The 19,138-nt window shown below is 73.6% G+C and carries 5 protein-coding genes; 3 read left to right on the forward strand and 2 right to left on the reverse strand.

Annotated features, from left to right (window positions below):
- The first annotated feature begins 14 nt into the window (after window positions 1-14).
- From ACFVST_RS03110 to ACFVST_RS03120, 3 genes are all read left to right on the forward strand, one after another.
- Window positions 15-14,828 carry an amino acid adenylation domain-containing protein gene (locus ACFVST_RS03110; protein WP_390146302.1) on the forward strand — a complete coding sequence of 4,938 codons (14,814 nt, stop codon included), beginning with the start codon at window positions 15-17 and terminating at the stop codon, window positions 14,826-14,828.
- 163 nt (window positions 14,829-14,991) lie between these two features.
- Window positions 14,992-16,071 (forward strand): hypothetical protein, encoded by a 1,080-nt coding sequence (locus tag ACFVST_RS03115; RefSeq protein ID WP_390146304.1) that lies wholly within the window; start codon window positions 14,992-14,994, stop codon window positions 16,069-16,071.
- Window positions 16,072-16,153: 82 nt separating this feature from the next.
- Complete coding sequence (locus ACFVST_RS03120; protein ID WP_390146305.1) at window positions 16,154-17,248, forward strand: NYN domain-containing protein; 1,095 nt, start codon at window positions 16,154-16,156, stop codon at window positions 17,246-17,248.
- Window positions 17,249-17,310: 62 nt separating this feature from the next.
- On the opposite strand, the gene ACFVST_RS03125 is transcribed toward ACFVST_RS03120, so the two are convergent.
- Both ACFVST_RS03125 and ACFVST_RS03130 read right to left on the reverse strand, forming a co-directional pair.
- On the reverse strand, window positions 17,311-18,141 hold the full coding sequence (locus ACFVST_RS03125) for an ABC transporter permease (protein ID WP_390146307.1): 831 nt from the start codon (window positions 18,139-18,141) through the stop codon (window positions 17,311-17,313).
- Window positions 18,138-19,088 (reverse strand): ATP-binding cassette domain-containing protein, encoded by a 951-nt coding sequence (locus ACFVST_RS03130; RefSeq protein ID WP_390146309.1) that lies wholly within the window; start codon window positions 19,086-19,088, stop codon window positions 18,138-18,140. The genes ACFVST_RS03125 and ACFVST_RS03130 overlap by 4 nt, the downstream gene beginning before the upstream one ends.
- Between the last annotated feature and the right edge of the window lie 50 nt (window positions 19,089-19,138).

Here is a 19,138-nt window from a genome sequence, read left to right on the forward strand (position 1 = left end):
AAGGAAACCGCACGGTGACGAAGACTGGATTCATCGACATCTGGCCGCTGTCCCCGCTCCAGAAGGGGATGCTCTTCCACGCCCTCTACGAGGGTCCCGAGCAGGACGGCACCGGCCGCGGCGGGGACGTGTACGTCATCCAGATGGCACTCGACCTGCGCCGCGAACTCGACCCGGCCGCCCTGCGCGGCGCCGTGGCCGCCGTCCTCGGCCGGCACGACAACCTGCGCGCCTCCTTCCGCAACCGCGCCTCCGGCGAACCCGTCCAGGTCATCCTGCGCGAGGCCGAACCCGACTGGTCCTCGACCGATCTGCGCCGGCTGCCCGAGCCGGAGCGCGCCGCGGAGTTGCGGCGGCTGCTCGACGAGGACCGCACCCGCCGCTTCGACCTCTCCCGGCCGCCGCTGCGCTTCTCCCTGATCCGGCTGGCCGACGAGGAGTACCGGTTCGTCTTCACCGCGCACCACATCCTGCTCGACGGCTGGTCCATGCCGCTGGTCCTCGGCGAGCTGATGGAGCTGTACCTCGCGGGCGGGGACACCGCCCAACTCCCGCCCGTGGAACCGTACAAGGACTATCTGGGCTGGCTCGCCGGGCAGGACCGGGGGGCCGCCGAGGAGGCGTGGCGGCGGGCGCTCGACGGGGCGAAGCCCATGCTGGTGGCCGGGGGAGCGGCGGGCGCCGCGCTGCCGGAGACCCTCGTCGAGGATGTCGACCCGGCCCTCGCGCACGCCTTCGCGGAGCGGGCCCGCTCCCTGGGCCTGACCCCCAACTCCGTCTTCCAGACCGCCTGGGCGCTGGTGCTGGGCTCCCTGACCTCCCGCGACGACGTGGTCCTCGGCGAGACCGTCTCCGGCCGCCCGCCGGAGCTGCCGGGGGTGGAGCGGATGGTCGGCCTCTTCATCAACACCCTGCCGGTACGGCTGCGCCTGGACCCCGGGCTCTCGCTCGGCGAGCAGGCCCGGCTCCTCCAGGACGGGCAGGCCGAACTCCTCGCCCACAAGCACCTCGGGCTCGCCGAGATCCAGCAACTCGCGGGCACCGGGCCGCTGTTCGATGCCATCAGCATCTTCGCCAACTACCCGATCGACACCGACACCCTCCAGACGTCCGCCGAGGGCATCGGCGCCGTCTCCGCCACCACCCGGGACGCCACCCACTACTCCCTCAGTCTGGAGGGCACCATCCGCGGCGAGCGGATGACGCTGCGTCTGGACCACCGCCCCGACCTGTTCACCGAGGGCGCGGGGCGCACCGTACTGGACCGGCTCCTCGGGGTGCTGGCGGCCTTCGTGGACGACCCGGACCGCACCGTCGGCTCCCTCCCGCTGTTCACCGCCGGTGACCGGGACCGCCTGCTGCGCCCCGCGGCGCACCGGGCCGAGGCCGTGGCCCAACCGCCCGTACCGGAGGGCGGCGACGCGGAGCGGGCCGAGCGCGAGGAACTGCTCGGCCGGCTCTTCGCCGAGGTCCTCGGGGTGGACTCGGTGGCGCCCGACGACAGCTTCTTCGAGCGCGGCGGCGACTCCGTCAGCTCCATCCAACTCGCCCACCGCGCCCGCAAGTCCGGTATCGCGCTCAGCCTGCGGGAGATCTTCGAGCACCGCACCGTCGCCCGCCTCGCCGCGTTCGCCGGTGCCACCCCGACCGCTGCCGCCGTCCGGGCCGAACCCGACGAGGGCACCGGCCCGGTGCGGCTCACCCCGATCATGCACTGGCAGCTCGACCGGGGCGGCCCCCTGGACGCCTTCAACCAGACGATGACGGTGCCCGTCCCCGCCGGCCTCGGCGAGACCGGTATCCGCACCGCGCTCCAGGCGCTGCTCGACCACCATGACGCGCTGCGCCTGAGACTCGGTGGCTCCGCGGCGGACGGCTGGACGCTCCAGGCCACCGCCCGGGGCACCGTACGCGCCGAGGACTGCCTGGTACGCGCCGCCGCCGGTGACGAGGAGGCCGTCCAAGTACGCGCCGCGGCAGGCCGGTTGGCGCCGGCCGAGGGGCGGATGGTGCAGGCCGTCTGGTGGGACGCGGGCCCCGACACAGAGGCCCGTCTCACCCTGGTCGTCCACCATCTGGCCGTCGACGGGGTGTCCTGGCGCATCCTGCTGCCCGACCTCCAGTCCGCTTTCGCCGCCCTGGAATCCGGTGCCGCCATCGACCTGGAACCGGTGGGCACCTCGTTCCGGCGGTGGTCGGCGGAGCTGGCGAAGGAGGCGCTGAGCGAGCGTCGGACGGCCGAACTCCCGTTGTGGCGCTCGATGGTGGAGACCGAGGACCCGCTGCTCGCCGAGCGCCGGGTCGACCCCGAACGCGATGTGCTGGGCACCGCACGCCAGTTGACGGCCACTCTCCCCGCCGAGGTGACCGAACGGCTGCTGGGGCGGGTGCCGGGGTTGTTCCACGGTGGTGCGGAGGAGGTGCTGCTGACGGGGCTGGGGCTGGCGGTGGGCCGGTGGCGTGCCGAGCGTGGCCCGGGTGCGGCCAGTGCGGTGCTGGTGGGGCTTGAGGGGCATGGGCGTGAGGATGTGGTGGCGGGCTTGGATGTGTCGCGGACGGTGGGGTGGTTCACCAGTCTGTATCCGGTGGTGGTCGACCCGGGCGCGGTGGGTGTGGACGCGGCGGTGGCGTTGAAGCGGGTGAAGGAGCAGGTGCGGGGGGTGCCGGACCGGGGGCTGGGATTCGGGTTGCTGCGGCATCTGAACCCGGTGACCGGGCCGGAGTTGGCGGGTTTTCGCGAGCCGCAGATCGGCTTCAACTACCTCGGCAGGACCGGCACCGCCGAGCCCGCCGAGGTGGCGGACGCCGACACCGTACGAGTGCGGGACCTCACCGGCGCCGGGGACGCGGACATGCCGCTCTCCTACACCCTGGACGTCAACGCCGCCGCCGTGGACCACCCCGAGGGCGCCCGGCTCACCGCCTCCTGGACCTGGCCCGGGGAACTGCTCGCCGAGGACGACGTCCGGCGGATCGCCGCGCTCTGGTTCGAGGCGCTGCGGGAACTCGCGGGCCTCGCCGACCGCCCGGACGCGGGCGGGCTCACCCCGTCCGACGTACCGCTGGTCACCGTCGCCCAGCCGGAGATCGACCGGCTGGAAGACACCTACGGCCGCCTCACCGACATCCTGCCGCTCTCCCCGCTCCAGGGCGGACTCCACTTCCACGGCCTCTACGACGACGCCGCCCCGGACGTGTACACCATCCAGTCCGCCATCGACCTCGAAGGCCCGCTGGACCCCGCGCTGCTCCGGGACTGCGTACGGACCCTGCTGCGCCGCCACGGCAACCTCCGGGCGTGCTTCGTCACCGGAGCCGAGGGCGCACCCCTCCAGGTCATCCCCGAACAGGCCGAACCCTCCTGGGACGACGCCGACTTGAGCGCCCTGTCCGGCCCCGCGCTCGACGCGGAACTGGAGCGGCTGCTCGCCGCCGACCGCACCCGGCGCCTCGACCTCACCACCCCGCCGCTGCTGCGCTGCACCCTGGTCCGGGTCGGCGAGCAGCGCCACCGCTTCATCCTCACCGTGCACCACATCGCCCTGGACGGCTGGTCCATGCCGCTGGTCGTCGGTGAACTCTTCGAGCTCTACGCACGCCGCGGCGACGCCTCCCGACTCCCGCCGCCCGCCCCGTACAAGGACTACCTGGCGTGGCTCGCGGCGCAGGACCGCGAGGCGTCCGAGGAGGCCTGGCGGGAAGCCCTGGCCGGACTGGACGAGCCGACGCTGCTCGCGCCCGAGGCCCATGACCTGGACCCGGTCGCCCCCGAGCGGGTCCATGTCGAGCTGCCCGAGGAACTCGTGGGGCGGCTGGTGTCCCGCGCCCGGGAGCAGGGGCTGACCGTCAACACCGTGGTCCAGGGCGCCTGGGGCGTCGTCCTCGGCGCGCTCACCGGACGGGAGGACATCGTCTTCGGCGCCACCGTCTCTGGGCGTCCACCGGAGCTGCCCGGGGTGGAGAAGATGGTCGGCCTCTTCATCAACACCCTGCCGGTGCGCGTCACCACCCGCCGCGACGACTCCCTGCTCGGCCTGCTGTCCCGGGTGCAGACCCGGCAGTCCCGGCTGATGGCGCACCAGCATCTGGGCCTCGCCGACGTACAGCGCCTGGCCGGGACGGGTGAACTCTTCGACACCGTCCTCGCGTTCGAGAACTTCCCGATGGACGTGGACAACCTGGAGAGCACCGCGCAGGAACTCGGCGTGGTCGACGCCCGGGTGCGGGACGCCGTGCACTACCCCCTCGCGCTCAGCGTCGGCCAGCGCGGCACCTGGATGAGCCTCCAGTGGCAGTACCGGCCCGACCTGCTCGACCGGGCGGCCGTCGAGGCGGTCAGTGCCCGGGTGGTCCGCGTCATCGAGGCCTTCGCCGCCGACCCGGACCGGCCGCTCGCCACCCTGGACCTGGTCACCGCCGAGGAGCGCACCGCGCTGACCGCCCCCGGCGAGGGCGCCCCCGCCACCCCCGCGACCCTGCCCGCCCTCTTCGAAGCCCGGGTCGCCCGCAGCCCGCGGGCCCTCGCCCTGGACGCGCCCGGGGTGCGGCTGACCTACGCGGAACTCGACGCCCGCGCCAACCGCCTCGCCCGGCTGCTGATCGCGCGGGGGGTCGGGCCGGAGCAGACCGTGGCGCTGGTCCTCGGCCGGTCCGTGGAGTCGGTCGTCGCCCAGCTCGCCGTCGTCAAGGCGGGCGGCGCCTTCCTCCCCGTCGACCCCGAATACCCCGTCGACCGCGTCGCGTTCATGCTCGGCGACGCCCGCCCCGCCGCCGCCCTCACCACCGGCGCCCACCGCACCGCGCTACCGGCGGACACCGAGGTGCCGGTACTCGTCCTGGACGAGGCGGAGACCGTACGACGACTGGCGGGGCTGCCCGGTACCGCGGTCACCGACGCCGACCGGATCGCGCCGCTGCACCGGGCGAACCCGGCGTACGTCATCTTCACCTCCGGGTCGACCGGCACCCCCAAGGGCGTGGCCGTCACCCACCAGGGGATCGCCGGCCTCACCGCCATCCACCGCGAACGCTTCGGGATCACCCCGGACAGCCGGGTCATGCTGTACGCCTCACCGAGCTTCGACTCGGCGGTCGCGGAGTTCTGCACCACCCTGTGCGCGGGCGCCACCCTGGTGGTGCCCGAACCCGGGCCGCTGGCCGGTGAACCGCTCGCGGAGGCCCTCGCCGCCCGCGAAGTGACCCACCTCCAGATCCAGCCCGCGATACTCGCCACCATCGAACCCGGGTCCGTACCCGGCCTGCGCCACCTCTCCGCCGGCGGCGAGGCCGTCCCCGCCGAACTCTCCGACCGCTGGAGCCGGGACCGCCACTTCATCATCGTGTACGGCCCCACCGAGGCGACCGTCATCACCACCCTCACCGGGCCCCTCACCCCCGGCACCGGCACCCCGCCCATCGGCCCGCCCATCCCCGGCTGCCGCGCCTACGTCCTGGACGCCGCCCTGCGCCTGGTGCCGCCCGGAGTGCCCGGCGAGCTGTACCTCGCGGGCGACGCCCTGGCCCGCGGCTACCTGGGGCGGCCCGCGCTCACCGCGGGACGGTTCGTCGCGGACCCCTTCGGGGCGCCCGGCGAGCGCATGTACCGCACCGGAGATGTGGTGCGGCGCCGCCACGACGGGGCGCTGGACTTCATAGGCAGGGACGACCAGCAGGTCAAGATCCGCGGGGTGCGCATCGAACTGGGCGAGATCCAGGAGGCGTTGACCCGGCACCCCGACGTCGACCAGGCCGTCGTCCTGGTCCATGCCGCGGAGTCCGGCGCCAAGCGCCTGATCGCCTACGTGGTCGCCGCCCCCGGCCGCCGCCCCGACGCCGCGGCCCTCACCGAGCACCTCGCGGGGGCCCTGCCCGTCCATATGGTGCCCGCCCAGTTCATCCCGCTGGACGCGCTGCCGCTGACCGTCAACGGAAAGCTCGACCGCGCCGCACTGCCCGAGCCGGAGACCGGCGCCGCCGAACCCACCCGCGAACCGCGCAACGAGACCGAGGCGGTCCTGTGCACCCTCTTCGCCGAGGTCCTCGGCGTCGAACGGGTCGATGTCGCGGAGAGCTTCTTCACCGCGGGCGGCGACAGCATCAGCTCCATCCAGCTCGTCGGCCGCGCCCGCCGCGCCGGCCTCGTCTTCAGCCCCCGCGATGTGTTCCTCCACCCCAGCCCCCAAGCCCTGGCGGAACTCGTACTCCAGAACCGGCAGGACGAGGCCCCCGCGCCGGAGCCGGCGGGCGACGGCGTCGGGGAGGTGCCGCTGACGCCGATCGTGCACTGGATCCGTGAACGCGGCGGCGACATCGACAAGTTCAACCAGAGCATGTCGGTCGAGCTGCCGCCGGGCACCGAACCGGCCGCGCTCACCGCCGCCCTCCAAGCCGTGCTCGACCACCATGACGCGCTGCGGATGACGCTGTCCCGGCTCGGCGAGGACTTCGGCTGGTCGCTTCAGACCCTCCCGCCGGGCACCGTCCGTGCCGAGGACTGCCTGCACCGGGTGGACGCCGCCGCCCTGATCGCGGCCCGCACCGGCGAGGCGGAACTCGACGCCCGCGCCGCCCAGGAGCTCACCGCCGCCCAACTGCGGCTCGACCCCGGGGCCGGGGCGATGGTGCGCTGCGTCTGGTTCGACGCGGGACCCCAGTCGCCCGGCCGGCTCACCGTCATCGCCCACCACCTGGTGGTCGACGGGGTGTCGTGGCGCATCCTGCTGCCCGACCTGGAATCCGCGCTGGAAGCCGTACGCGCCGGACGGCCCGTGGCACTCGACCCCGTCGCCACCTCCTTCCGCACCTGGGCCCGGCAGCTCACCGAACTCGCCGCCGCACCCGAGCGGATGCGGCAACTCCCGCTGTGGCGCGGCATTCTGGACGGCCCCGACCCGCGGCTCACCCCGCGCCCGCTGGACCCGGCCCGTGACACCTTCGGCACCTCCGCCCGGTTGAGCCTCCAGCTCCCCGCCGAGGTCACCGCACCCCTGCTGGGCCGGGTGCCCGCCGCGTTCAACACCGGCATCAACGACGTCCTGCTCACCGCGCTCGCCCTGGCCGTCACCGACTGGCGGCAGCGCACCGGCCGGGGCACCGGCACCGAGGTCCTGGTCGACGTCGAGGGCCACGGGCGGGAGGAGATCGTCGAGGGCGCCGACCTGTCCCGCACCGTCGGCTGGTTCACCAGCCTCCACCCGCTGCGCCTGGACGCCGGAGCGCCCACCGAGGAGGTGTGGACCGGCGGTGCCGCCGCCGGACGCGCCCTGAAGCAGGTCAAGGAGCAGTTGCGCGCCATCCCCGAACACGGCGTCGGCTACGGGCTGTTGCGCCACCTCAACCCGCAGACCGCACAGGTCCTCAGCCGCTGCGCGGCACCGCAGCTCGGCTTCAACTACCTCGGCCGCCTCGGTACCGCCGAGGACCCGGCCGAGCCCCCGCGCCCCCGGGTCGACCGCGACTCGTCCGGTACCGCCGAGGCCGGGATGCCGCTGACCCACCCCATGGACCTCGCCGCCAGCGCCGTCACCTACCCCGACGGCCCCCGGCTGGTCGCCCACTGGATCTGGGCCGGCGAACTGTTCTCCGACGAGGACGCCACCGACCTCGCCGAGAGCTGGTTCCGCGCCCTCACCTCCCTGGTGCAGCACGTCGAACGCGGCGCGGAGACCGGACGCACCGGCGGACTCACCCCCTCCGACCTGCCCCTGGTCGACCTCGGCCAGGACGAGATCGAACGCCTGGAGACCAGCACCGGCGGCCTCACCGACGTACTGCCGCTCTCCCCGCTCCAGGAGGGCCTGCTCTTCCACGGGCTCTACGACGAGCGCGGCGCCGACCTCTACACCACCCTGCTCGCCTTCGACCTGCGCGGACCACTGGAGCCGGAGCGCCTGCGACGGGCCGCCCGGGCGCTGTTCGCCCGGCACGCCAATCTGCGGGCCGGCTTCCGCCCCGACACGGCGGGCCAGTCCCTCCAGATCATCCCCGACTCAGTGCCCCTGCCCTGGCGCGAGGTGGACCTGACCGGACGGGACGAGGCGGAGCGGCGGCGCGCCCTGGACCGCGTCACCGAGGAGGCACTCGCCGAGCGGTTCGACCCGCGTACCCCGCCGCTGCTGCGCTTCACCCTGGTGCGGACCGGCACCGAGGCGCACCGGGTCCTGCTGACCAGCCACCACATCCTCTTCGACGGCTGGTCGGGACCGGTCCTGGCCGGTGAACTCTTCGAGCTGTACCGCACCGGCGGCGACGACTCCGCACTGCCGCCGGTGACCCCGTACAAGGAGTACCTCGCCTGGCTCGCCGGGCAGGACCGCCCAGCCGCCGAGGACGCCTGGCGGGAAGCGCTCGCGGGGGTGGACGAGCCCACCCTGGTGGCGCCCGCCGACCCGGCCCGCGCCCCGGTGCGGCCCCTGACCTGCGAGGTCCGGCTCCCGGAGGCGGCGACCAGCGCCCTCACCGCGGCCGCCCGCCGCCACGGCGTCACCAAGAACACCGTGGTCCAGGCCGCCTGGGGACTGCTGCTGGCCGGGCTCACCGGCCGGGACGACGTGCTCTTCGGCGAGACGGTCAACGGCCGCCCCGCCGAACTCCCCGGCGTCGAGACCATGGTGGGCCTCTTCATCAACACCCTGCCGGTACGGGTGCGGATCCACCGCGGTGACTCCCTGCTGGACCTGGTCACCCGGCTCCAGGAGCAGCAGTACACGCTGATGCCGCACCAGTACCTCGGGCTGACCGACATCCAGCGCCTGTGCGGGACCTCGGCGCTCTTCGACACCGCCACCGAATTCGGCAACTACCCGGTGGACGGTGAGCAGTTGGCGGAGACCGCGGAGGGCCTCGGCATCGTCGACGCCAGCGTCCAGGACGGCACCCACTACCCGCTGACCCTGGCCACCTCCGACCTGGGCACCACCGTCGCCCTGCGGATCGACTACCGGCCCGACCTGTTCGACACCGGCACCGTCCGCGCGCTCGGTGAGCGGCTGCTCGGGGTGCTGACGGCCTTCGGTACGGACCCCGGCGGCCGGGTCGACGCCCTGGACACCCTGTCGGCACAGGAGCGGCACACCCTGCTGGTGGAGTGGAACGACACCGCGCGGGAGCTGCCCCCGCTGTCGGTGCCCGGACTCTTCCGCGAGCAGGCCCGCCGCACCCCCGGGGCACCGGCCGTCATCCTCGGGGACACCCGCCTGTCCTACCGCGAGCTGGACGAGCGCTCCGACCGGCTCGCCCGCCGCCTCACCAGCGCGGGCGTCACCGCCGAATCCCCCGTCGCGGTCCTCATGGAGCGCTCCGCCGAGGTACCCGTCGCCCTGCTCGCCGTCCTCAAGGCGGGCGGCGCCTACGTACCGCTGCGCAGCACCGATCCCCTCGGCCGGATGCGGCAGTTCGCGGCCGACACCGGCGCCGCCGTCGTCCTCACCGACGCGGCGCTGACCGGGCGGGCGCGGCAGCTCGGGCTCACCGTGGTCGGCGCCCACCAGGACACCGCCGCCCCCGCCGGCCCGCCACCCGGCGAGATCCAGCCGGACCGGCTGGCGTATGTGATGTACACCTCCGGGTCCACCGGCCGCCCCAAGGGCGTCGCCGTCACCCACCGCAACATCGTGGAGTACGCCCAGGACCGGCGCTGGTCGGGCGGCATCCACCGGCGGACCCTGATGCACTCCCCGATGGCCTTCGACGGCTCCACCTACGAGGTGTGGGTACCGCTGCTGAACGGCGGCGCGCTGGTCGTCGCACCGCCGGGAGACCTGGAGGTCGGCGTGCTCCGCCGGCTCGTGGCCGAGCACGGCCTCACCGCGCTCTTCCTCACCGCCGGGCTGTTCCGCCTGATCGCCGAGGAAGGGCCGGACTGCCTGGCCGGGGTGCGCCAGGTGCTCACCGGAGGCGACGCCATCCACACCGCGGCGGTGCGCCGGCTGCGGGAGGCCTGCCCGGACCTCGTGGTGGTGGACGGCTACGGCCCGACCGAGACCACGGCCTGCGTAGTGTGCCACGCCCTGCCCGCGGCGGAACCGGTCCCCGCCCGCCTCCCCATCGGCCGCCCCATGGACAACGTCCGCGTCTACGTCCTGGACACCGCCCTGCGCCCCGTCCCCACCGGAGTCGTCGGCGAGCTGTACCTCGGCGGCAGCGGGCAGGCCCGCGGCTACGCCGGGCTGCCCGGGGTGACCGCGGCACGCTTTGTGGCCGACCCCTTCGGCCCGGCGGGCTCCCGGCTGTACCGCACCGGAGACCTGGCCCGGTGGACGGGCGCCGGCGTGCTGGAGTTCGCCGGCCGGGTGGACGAGCAGATCAAGCTGCGCGGATTCCGTGTCGAGCCCGGCGAGATCGAGGACCGCCTCGCCCGCCACCCCACCGTCGCCCAGGCCGCGGTCGTCCTGCGCGAGGACCGGCCCGGCGAGAAGCGGCTGGTCGGCTATGTGGTGCCGGCCGCGGACCTCGACGCGGGCGAGCTGAAGCAGTACCTCGGTGCCGAACTGCCCGACTACATGGTGCCGTCGGCCCTGCTGGTGCTCGACGCGCTGCCGCTGACCGGCAACGGCAAACTCGACCGCGCCGCCCTGCCCGCCCCCGAACAGGACGGCGGCGCGGCGCACCGCGCCCCGCGCGACGAGCGCGAGGAGACCCTGTGCGGGCTGTTCGCCGATGTCCTCGGGGTGCCCCGGGTCGGCATCGACGACAGCTTCTTCGACCTCGGCGGCCACTCGCTGCTCGCCACCCGCCTCACCAACCGCATCCGCGGCGCCCTCGGCGTGGAGACCCCGGTACGGGCCGTCTTCGAGGCGCCCACCGTGGCCGCGCTCGCCGCCCGGCTCACCGAGGCCGAAGCCGCCCGGCAGCGACTGGCGCCCGCCACCCGGCCTGAGCGCGTACCCCTATCGCACCAGCAGCGCAGGCTCTGGTTCATCGACTCCATGGAGGACACCGCCGGTATCTACAACGTCCAGTTGGCGGTGCGGCTGATCGGCGAGACCGACCCGGAGGCCATGGCGGCGGCCCTCGCCGATGTGGTGGAGCGCCATGAGAGCCTGCGCACCGTCTTCCCCGCCGAGGGCGGCACCCCCTACCAGCGCGTCCTCGGCGCCGAGGACCTCACCGGGCGGGTCACCCTCGGGCGGCGCACCATCACCGCGGACCAACTGGACGATGTACTGGGCGAGTTGGGGCAGACCCGGCTCGACCTCTCGGACGACCTCCCGCTGCGCGCCGAACTGCTGCGGCTGGCGCCCCGCGAACACATCCTGGTCCTGGTGCTTCACCACATCGCCGCCGACGGCTCCTCACTGGCACCCCTCGCCCGCGACCTCGGCACCGCCTACACCGCCCGCCACCGGGGCACCGCCCCCGAGTTCACCGCCCTGCCCGTGCAGTACGCCGACTACGCGCTGTGGCAGCAGCGGGTACTCGGCGGCGAGGACGACCCGGACAGCCCCTTCGCCCGCCAACTCGACTACTGGCGCTCGCACTTGGCCGGACTGCCGGAGGAACTGGAACTCCCCGCCGACCGGCCCCGCCCGGCCGGGGGCGGCAGCCGGGGCGGCCGGGTGGCGCTGAACGTGCCGGACGAGGTCGCCGAGGGGGTGCACCGGCTGGCCGCGGAGAGCGGCGCCAGCGTGTTCATGGTCCTGCACGCCGCGGTCGCCGCACTGCTGCGGCGGCTCGGCGCCGGGCAGGACATCCCCCTCGGCACCGTGGTCGCCGGCCGCGGCGACGAAGCGCTCGACGAACTGGTCGGCTTCTTCGTCAACACCCTGGTCCTGCGCACCGATGTGAGCGGGAACCCCGGTTTCCGGGAACTCCTCGACCGGGTGCGCACCACCGACCTGGCCGCCTTCAGCCACCAGGACGTGCCCTTCGAACGGCTGGTGGACGAGCTGGCCCCCGCCCGGGTCCTGGGCCGCAACCCGCTGTTCCAGGTGGCGGTCAGCCTGGAGAACAACGAGGAGGCCCGCCTCGACCTGCCCGGCCTCACCCTGGCACCCCAGCGGACCTCGGCGGACATCGCCAAGTTCGACCTGTCCTTCTCCTTCGGTGAGGCGAAGCGGGACACGGGGCGCACCGGTCTCGGCGGTGAACTGGAGTACAGCAGCGCGCTGTTCGACCGCGCCACCGCCCAGTCGCTCGCGGACCGGCTGGTGCGGCTGCTGACCGCCGCCGTGGCCGAACCCGACCGCGGCATCGCGGAGTTGGACCTGCTGCTGCCGTCCGAGCACACCCTGCTCCGGCAGGTCAACGACACCGGACACCGGCAGCCGCCCGGCACCATTGTGTCCCTCTTCGCGGCCCGCGCCGCCGAGCAGCCCGACGCCCCCGCCGTCACCGAATCCGGCAGCACCCTCAGCTACGCCGAACTGGAGGCCCGGGCCGACCGGCTCGCGGACCGGCTCGCGGACGCCGGCGTGGTTCGCGGCGACACCGTGGCCGTCCTCCAGGAGCGCTCCGCCGACCTGGTGGTCGCCACCCTCGCCGTACTGAAGGCCGGAGCCGCCTATGTACCGCTGGACGCGCGCTACCCGGCGTCCCGGCTGGAGCTGGTCGTGGCGCGCACCGGATGCCGGGTCCTGCTCACCGACCGGGCCCTGTCCGCAGTGGAGTTCCCCCACACCGCGGAGGTCGTCGTCGCCGACGCGGACGAGGCACCCCGCACCGGGGAGCGGCCGCCGCGGCCCGTGGTGCGCCCGGACGAGCTGGCGTATCTGATGCACACCTCCGGTTCGACCGGGCAGCCCAAGGGCATCGGCGTCACCCACGCCAACGTCCTGGCGCTCGCCGGGGACAGCCGCTGGACGGACGGCCACGACCGGGTACTGATGCACTCGCCGCACGCCTTCGACGCCTCCACCTACGAGATCTGGGCGACACTGCTGCGCGGCGCGGAGGTCGTGGTGGCACCGCCCGGGCAAATCGACGCGGCCGGGCTGCGCCGGCTCGCCCAACAGGCCCGGATCAGCGCGGTGTTCATGACCACGGCCCTGTTCAACCTGCTCGCCGAGGAGGACCCGGGCTGCTTCGCCCCGCTGCGCCAGATCTGGACCGGCGGCGAGCAGGTCTCCCCGGCCGCGTTCCAGCGCGTACTGGACGCCTGCCCGGACACCGACGTGGTGCATGTCTACGGGCCGACCGAGACCACCGTGTTCGCCACCTGCCTGCCGCTGAGCGCCCCGCACCGGGTCGGCCGCACCGTGCCGATCGGGCGCCCCATGGACGCCATGCGGGCCCACATCCTGGACGACCGGCTCCACCCCGTCCCGCCCGGTGCGTCCGGCGAGCTGTATCTGGCCGGCACCGGGGTGGCCCGCGGCTACCACGGGCTGGCGGGGATGACCGCGCAGCGCTTCCTCGCGGACCCGTTCGGGGCGCCGGGGCAGCGGATGTACCGGACCGGGGACGTGGTGCGCTGGGACTCGGAGGGGCGGATCGAGTTCATCGGCCGCTCCGACCACCAGGTCAAGATCCGCGGCCTGCGCATCGAACTCGGGGAGATCGAGGCGGCGTTGGAGGACCGGCCGCAGGTCTCGCAGAGCCTGGTGACGGTGGTCGAGGACGGCCCGGGCGGCAAGAAGCTGGTGGCGTACGTCGTCCCGGCGGCCGGGGCGGACACCGCGGGACTGCGCGAGCAACTCGCCCGGCGCCTCCCCGACTACATGGTGCCCGCCGCCGTGGTGACCCTGCCCGGACTGCCGCTCAACACCAGCGGCAAAGTCGACCGCGGGGCGCTGCCCGCCCCCGACTTCGGCGCCTCGGCATCCGGCCGCGGCCCGCGCAACCCGCGAGAGGAACTCCTCTGCCGGGTCTGGGCGGAGGCCCTCAAACTGGACCGGGTCGGCATCGACGACAACTTCTTCGAACTGGGCGGCGACAGCATCGTCTCCCTCCAGCTCACCAGCCGCGTCCGCGCCGTCTTCGGGGTGGAACTCTCCAACCGGGCCGTCTTCCAGGCGCCCACCGTGGCCGCGCTGATGGAGCTCCTCGGCGAGGGCGACCAGCGGGACGACTCCTTCGACGTGGTGCTCCCGCTGCGCACCGGCGGAGACGCCGCACCGCTGTTCTGCCTGCACCCGGTGGGCGGCGTGAGCTGGATGTACTCGGGCCTGATGCGGCACATCGACGGCGCCCACCCCCTCTACGGCATCCAGTCCCGCGGTCTCGCCCGCGAGGAGCCGCTGCCCGGTTCGGTGCCCGAGATGGCCGAGGACTACGTCCGCCGCATCCGCGAGGTCCAGCCGTCCGGCCCGTACCACCTGATCGGCTGGTCCATGGGCGCGATCCTCGCCCATGAGGTCGCCGTCCGGCTCCAGGCGGAGGGGGAGCGCGTCGCTCTGCTCGCCAACCTCGACCAGCCGCCCATCAGCGCCGACGACCTCGACGGGGAGTACGCGGCCGCCGACGAGCAGAAGGTCCTGATGGCCCTGCTGGACTTCGTCGGCCACGACCCGAGGACCTTCGGTGAGGAACCGCTCCAACACGACGCGGTGATGGCGCTGCTGCGGGAGGAGGGCAGCGCGCTCGCCACCTTCGACGAGGAGCACATCCTGCGGGTCGGAGTGGTCAACAACAACAACTGGGATCTGACGCTCGGCTATCAGCCCGGTGTCTTCCAGGGGGACGTACTGCTGATCGTCGCCACCCGCGACGAGGACCTCCCCGGCGGCCGGGACGAGAAGATCCGCCGGTCCGTGGCCAGGCTCGGCGGCTTCGTCAGCGGCGGCGTCGAGGTCGCCGAGGTCGACTGCGAGCACCGGCAACTCCTCACCCCGGGCCCGATCGCCGAGGTCGGCCGCATCCTCCAGGAACGGCTCCGCACCCCACACGACTGACCGGTACCACCCCGCCCGGTCCCCGGCAACGCGCGTGCTGCCGGGGACCGGGCATGTCTGCCACCCGGCGGGGCCGCGGCGCCAAGGATCTGCCGATCGGCAGATGCGGCGGCCCGGCCTCCGAAGAGAGGGTGGACACCGCACACCAGAGGAGGCAGGCGTGATGTCACGGACGATCCAGAAGGCGCACCGGCCCAGGGCGGAGCGCGACGAGTCACCGCGGCCCGGGGCCACCGTCGGCCGGCGGTTCCCCTTCGGGTGGGCGGCCTTCCTCGCCCTGCTCTGCTACGGCCTGGCCAACCTGTACTGGGCCCTCGGCGGTTCCGGTTTCCCGTTCGGCGCGAACGACGCCAACCCCGAGTACTCCGCCTTCGAGCATGTGGGCCGCGCCCAGCTCGCCCCCTGGGTGGCGGGCGGCTTCCTGGTCAGCGCCGCGGTGGCGCTGCTGCTGGCACTGCCCGGGCGGCGCCGTGTCCCGACCGGGGTACTGCTGGGCGCCACCGCGCTGGCCGCCGCCGCGGTCCTCGGCACCCTCGCCGACTTCCGCATCCTGGGCAACCTTGCCTATGTCTTCATGCTGCAGTTCAGCGCCATCAACTGGACCGTCGTCAACCAGGTGTTCGCGGTCGTCGCGGTCGGCCTGATGGTGGTGTCCGCGGTGGGCTACCAGCGCCGCGTCACCGGTGCCTGCACCAGGTGCGGACGCACCGAGTCCGAGGCCGGCTGGACCTCCCCGGCCGAGGCCGCCCGCTGGGGCCGGAAGGCCGTGTACACCGCGGTCGTGGTGCCGCTGGTGTACGCCAGCACCCGCTGGGCGTGGGCCATCGGCTACCCGCTCGGCATCTCCCAGAAGATGTGGGACGACGGCAAGAAGGACCACCTGTGGATGTACGGCGCGGCCCTCGCCACCATGGGGGCGCTCGGCTCGCTGCTCACCCTGGGTCTGGTGCAGCGCTGGGGTGAGGTGTTCCCGCGCTGGATTCCGTTCCTGCGGGGCAGGCGGGTGCCTCCGGCGCTGGCCGTCGTGCCCGCCTCACTGGTCTCCGTGATGGTCACCAGCGCCGGGATCATGTACATCCGGCTGCACTTCCAGGGCGCCTTCGACGACGTCCGGCACAACTGGGGCGCCACCGTCCCGGAGACCATCTGGCCCGTCTGGGGCATCGCCCTGGCCGCCGCCACCCTCGCCTACTACTTCCGCCGGCGGGGTGCCTGCAAGAACTGCGGACGCGGCGCCCACTGACGCCCCCGCCCCCGAGACGGCGGCTCCGAGCCCGCAAACCCCCGCCGGGTTCGGAGCCGCCTTTCTGCTGAGGAGAACCGCCATGCCGGACACAGGACTTGAGGAACCGACCCGGCAGCCCGCCCCGGCCGCCCCCCGCCCGCGCTGGTGGCACCGCTGGCCCGACTGGTCCGGATATCTCGCCGTGGCCTGGTCGTTCCTCTACGGACTGGCCGGCCTGTACTGGGCGTGGGGAGGGGGCGGTTACCCCTTCGCCGGGACCGTCACCGAGCGCTCCTCCGAATCGCTCCTGGAACCCAGCGGTGCCTCGGTGGTGGCGCCCTGGATCGCGGCCTTCGGAGCCGTGGGGGTGGTCGCCGGAGTGCTGATGGTCCGCGGCCGTACCGGCCGGTTCCGCGGCGCGCTGCTCGCCTTCGGCTGGACCGCCGGTGCCGCGCTGACCCTGCTGATCCCGGACTACTCCCTGCTGGGACTGCTGGTCTTCGCCCCGCTCCTGGTGGTGTTCGCGTTCACCGGTGTCCCCGGCGGCCAGCAGTTCGGCGACATCGTGTACTGGCACCGGATCAACCTGATCATCGTCTTCGCCGGCGGACTGCTCTGGCTCGCCACCACCCTGGCCTACCAGCGCCGCACTGGCGGCGCCTGTGTACGGTGCGGCCGGGGCCCGCGTGCCGTGGCGGGCGGCACCGACCGGGCCGCGGCGCTGCGCTGGGGACGCCGGGCGGTGTGGGTGGCCGTGGCGACCACCCTGCCCTACGACATCACCCGTATCGCCTGGTACTTCGGCTGGCCGCTCGGGATCACGGACGCCTTTCTGAAGGACATGCGGGACACCCCGTACCTGCTGGAGATCGGGCTGTCGCTGGGGGTGGTGTCCACCCTGGGGAGTCTGCTGACGCACGGGCTGGTCGCGCGCTGGGGCGAGGTGTGGCCCCGCTGGGTGTGGTTCAAGCACGGCCGGCCGGTGCACCCGGCGACCGCCATCGTGCCCGCGGCCGTCGTCGCCCTGCTGCTGGTCCCCGCGGGCCTGATGGCGGCGCGCGACTACGACACGGCGATGTGGGGCACCCTCGGCCCGGCGATCCTCTGGGTGCTGTGGGGCGCGGCCCTCGGCGCGGCCACCTACTGCTACTACCTCCGGCGCCGCGGGCAGTGCACCTGCTGCGGACGCGACTGAGGCCCAACTCCCGCTGGATACAGGGCAGTTGGGCCTCGGGCAGAGCGAACCGGTCGGACGGCTCAGGTCGCCCGGCGGAAGGCACGGACCGCCACCGGGGCCGCCAGCGCGACGATGACCACACAGGCCGCCAGCGTGCCCAGGACGTTGCCCGCGTCCGGTTCGCCGAGGGCCAGGTTCCGGGCGGCGCTGATGGCGAAGGACATCGGGTTGACCTCGGCGAAGGCCTTCAGCCAGCCGGGCAGTCCGTCCGGCGGGACGAAGGCGTTGGAGGCGAAGAGCAGCACCAGGTTGAGCATCCCGCCGATGGGCTGGAGGGACTCCGGGCGACGCAGCCAGGCCGACAGGGCCATGAACACCCAGCCCAGGGACCAGCCGAGCGCCACCGCCACCAGCATCGCGCCCAGGGACCCCAGCAGCCCCCCGTCCGGGCCGTAGCCGAAGACCAGGGCGCCCGCGCCCAGCATCACCAGCATGTTGATCGCGTTCAGCGCGGTGTCGGCGATGCTGCGGCCGACGAGGACCGAACCGGTGTGGATCGGCATCGACTTGAAGCGGGCGACGATCCCGTTGTGCATCTCCGTGGTCAGCGCCACCCCCGACTTGAGGCCCGCGCTGATCGAGCCGGTGACCAGGAAGGCCGGCAGCAGGTAGTCGATATAGCTGACGCCCGCCGGGAACGACGAGGTCTGCGAGACGCTTTTGAAGACCTGGCTGAACACCGTCAGCATCAGGATCGGTTCCAGCACACCCGGCAGGACCAGCGAGGGGTCGCGCAGCGCCTGGAGCGAGCGCCCGGAGAGGATGACGATCTGGTGGAGCCTGCCGGTTCCGGAGAACCGCGTGGGGGCCGATGGAGCCGCCGTCCCGGCCCGGTCGGTGGTGAGGGTCATCGTGATTCCTGACTGGCGGTGGAGTGGTTCAGGGCCATGTACACGTCGTCCAGGGAGGGTTCGCTGAACTCCAGCCCCGCGAGGTCCACGGTCGCCTCGTCGGTGGCCCGGACGACCTGCGCCAGGGCCGTGGAGTCCCGCACGGGCATGGTCAGCACCAGCCCGTCGTCCTCGTACGCGGGTGCCAGCCCGGCCTTCCGCAGCGCCGACTCGGCCTGGGCGCGGTCCTGGGTGTCCCGCACCCGCACCGACACCGAGCGGCGGCCCACCCGTTCCTTCAGCTCCTGTGCGGTGCCGGAGGCGATGACGCGGCCGGAGCCGAGCACGGTGATGGCGTCGGCGAGGACATCGGCCTCGTCCAGGTACTGGGTGGTCAGCAGGACGGTGGTGCCGTCGCGGACGAGGCGCCGCACCACGTCCCACAGGCCGCGGCGGGCCGCCGGGTCGAGGCCGGTGGTGGGCTCGTCGAGGAAGATGACATCCGGGTGCCCCACCATGCTCGCCGCCAGGTCCAGCCGGCGGCGCATCCCGCCCGAGTAGCCCTTGGCGGCCCGCCTGGCCGCCTCGCTGAGGGAGAAGAGTTCGAGCAACTCCTCGGCGCGGGCGGCGGCTTGGGCCCGGGTGGCGCCCAGCAGCCGCCCGATGAGTACGAGGTTGGCGTAGCCGGAGAGGGTCTCGTCCACCGAGGCGTACTGGCCGGTGAGGCCGATGCGGCGGCGCACCTCCTCCGGTGCCGCGACCACGTCGAGACCGGCCACCCGGGCCCGTCCCGCGGTCGGCAGCGACAGGGTGCTGAGGATGCCGACGACGGTGGTCTTCCCGGCGCCGTTGTGCCCGAGCAGGCCGAGGACCGTGCCGCGTTCCACGGTCAGGCTCACCCCGTCCAGGGCCTTTGTCCGGCCGAACGTCTTGGTGACGTCCGTCAATTCGATCATCGGGGTCTCCATGGAATTCCCTTCACTCGGCACAGATAAGTCCGCTGCCGGTCTTCGGGATT

Origin of the sequence: Streptomyces sp. NPDC058045 (genome assembly GCF_042885635.1) — a bacterium.
Classification (GTDB): Bacteria; Actinomycetota; Actinomycetes; order Streptomycetales; family Streptomycetaceae; genus Streptomyces.

Excerpts from the sequence above, each read along its gene's own strand:
- ACFVST_RS03120 (WP_390146305.1), top strand. The coding sequence starts at position 16,154 with ATGCCGGACACAGGACTTGAGGAACCGACCCGGCAGCCCGCCCCGGCC.
- ACFVST_RS03115 (WP_390146304.1), top strand. The coding sequence starts at position 14,992 with ATGTCACGGACGATCCAGAAGGCGCACCGGCCCAGGGCGGAGCGCGAC.
- ACFVST_RS03130 (WP_390146309.1), bottom strand. The coding sequence starts at position 19,088 with ATGGAGACCCCGATGATCGAATTGACGGACGTCACCAAGACGTTCGGC.
- ACFVST_RS03125 (WP_390146307.1), bottom strand. The coding sequence starts at position 18,141 with ATGACCCTCACCACCGACCGGGCCGGGACGGCGGCTCCATCGGCCCCC.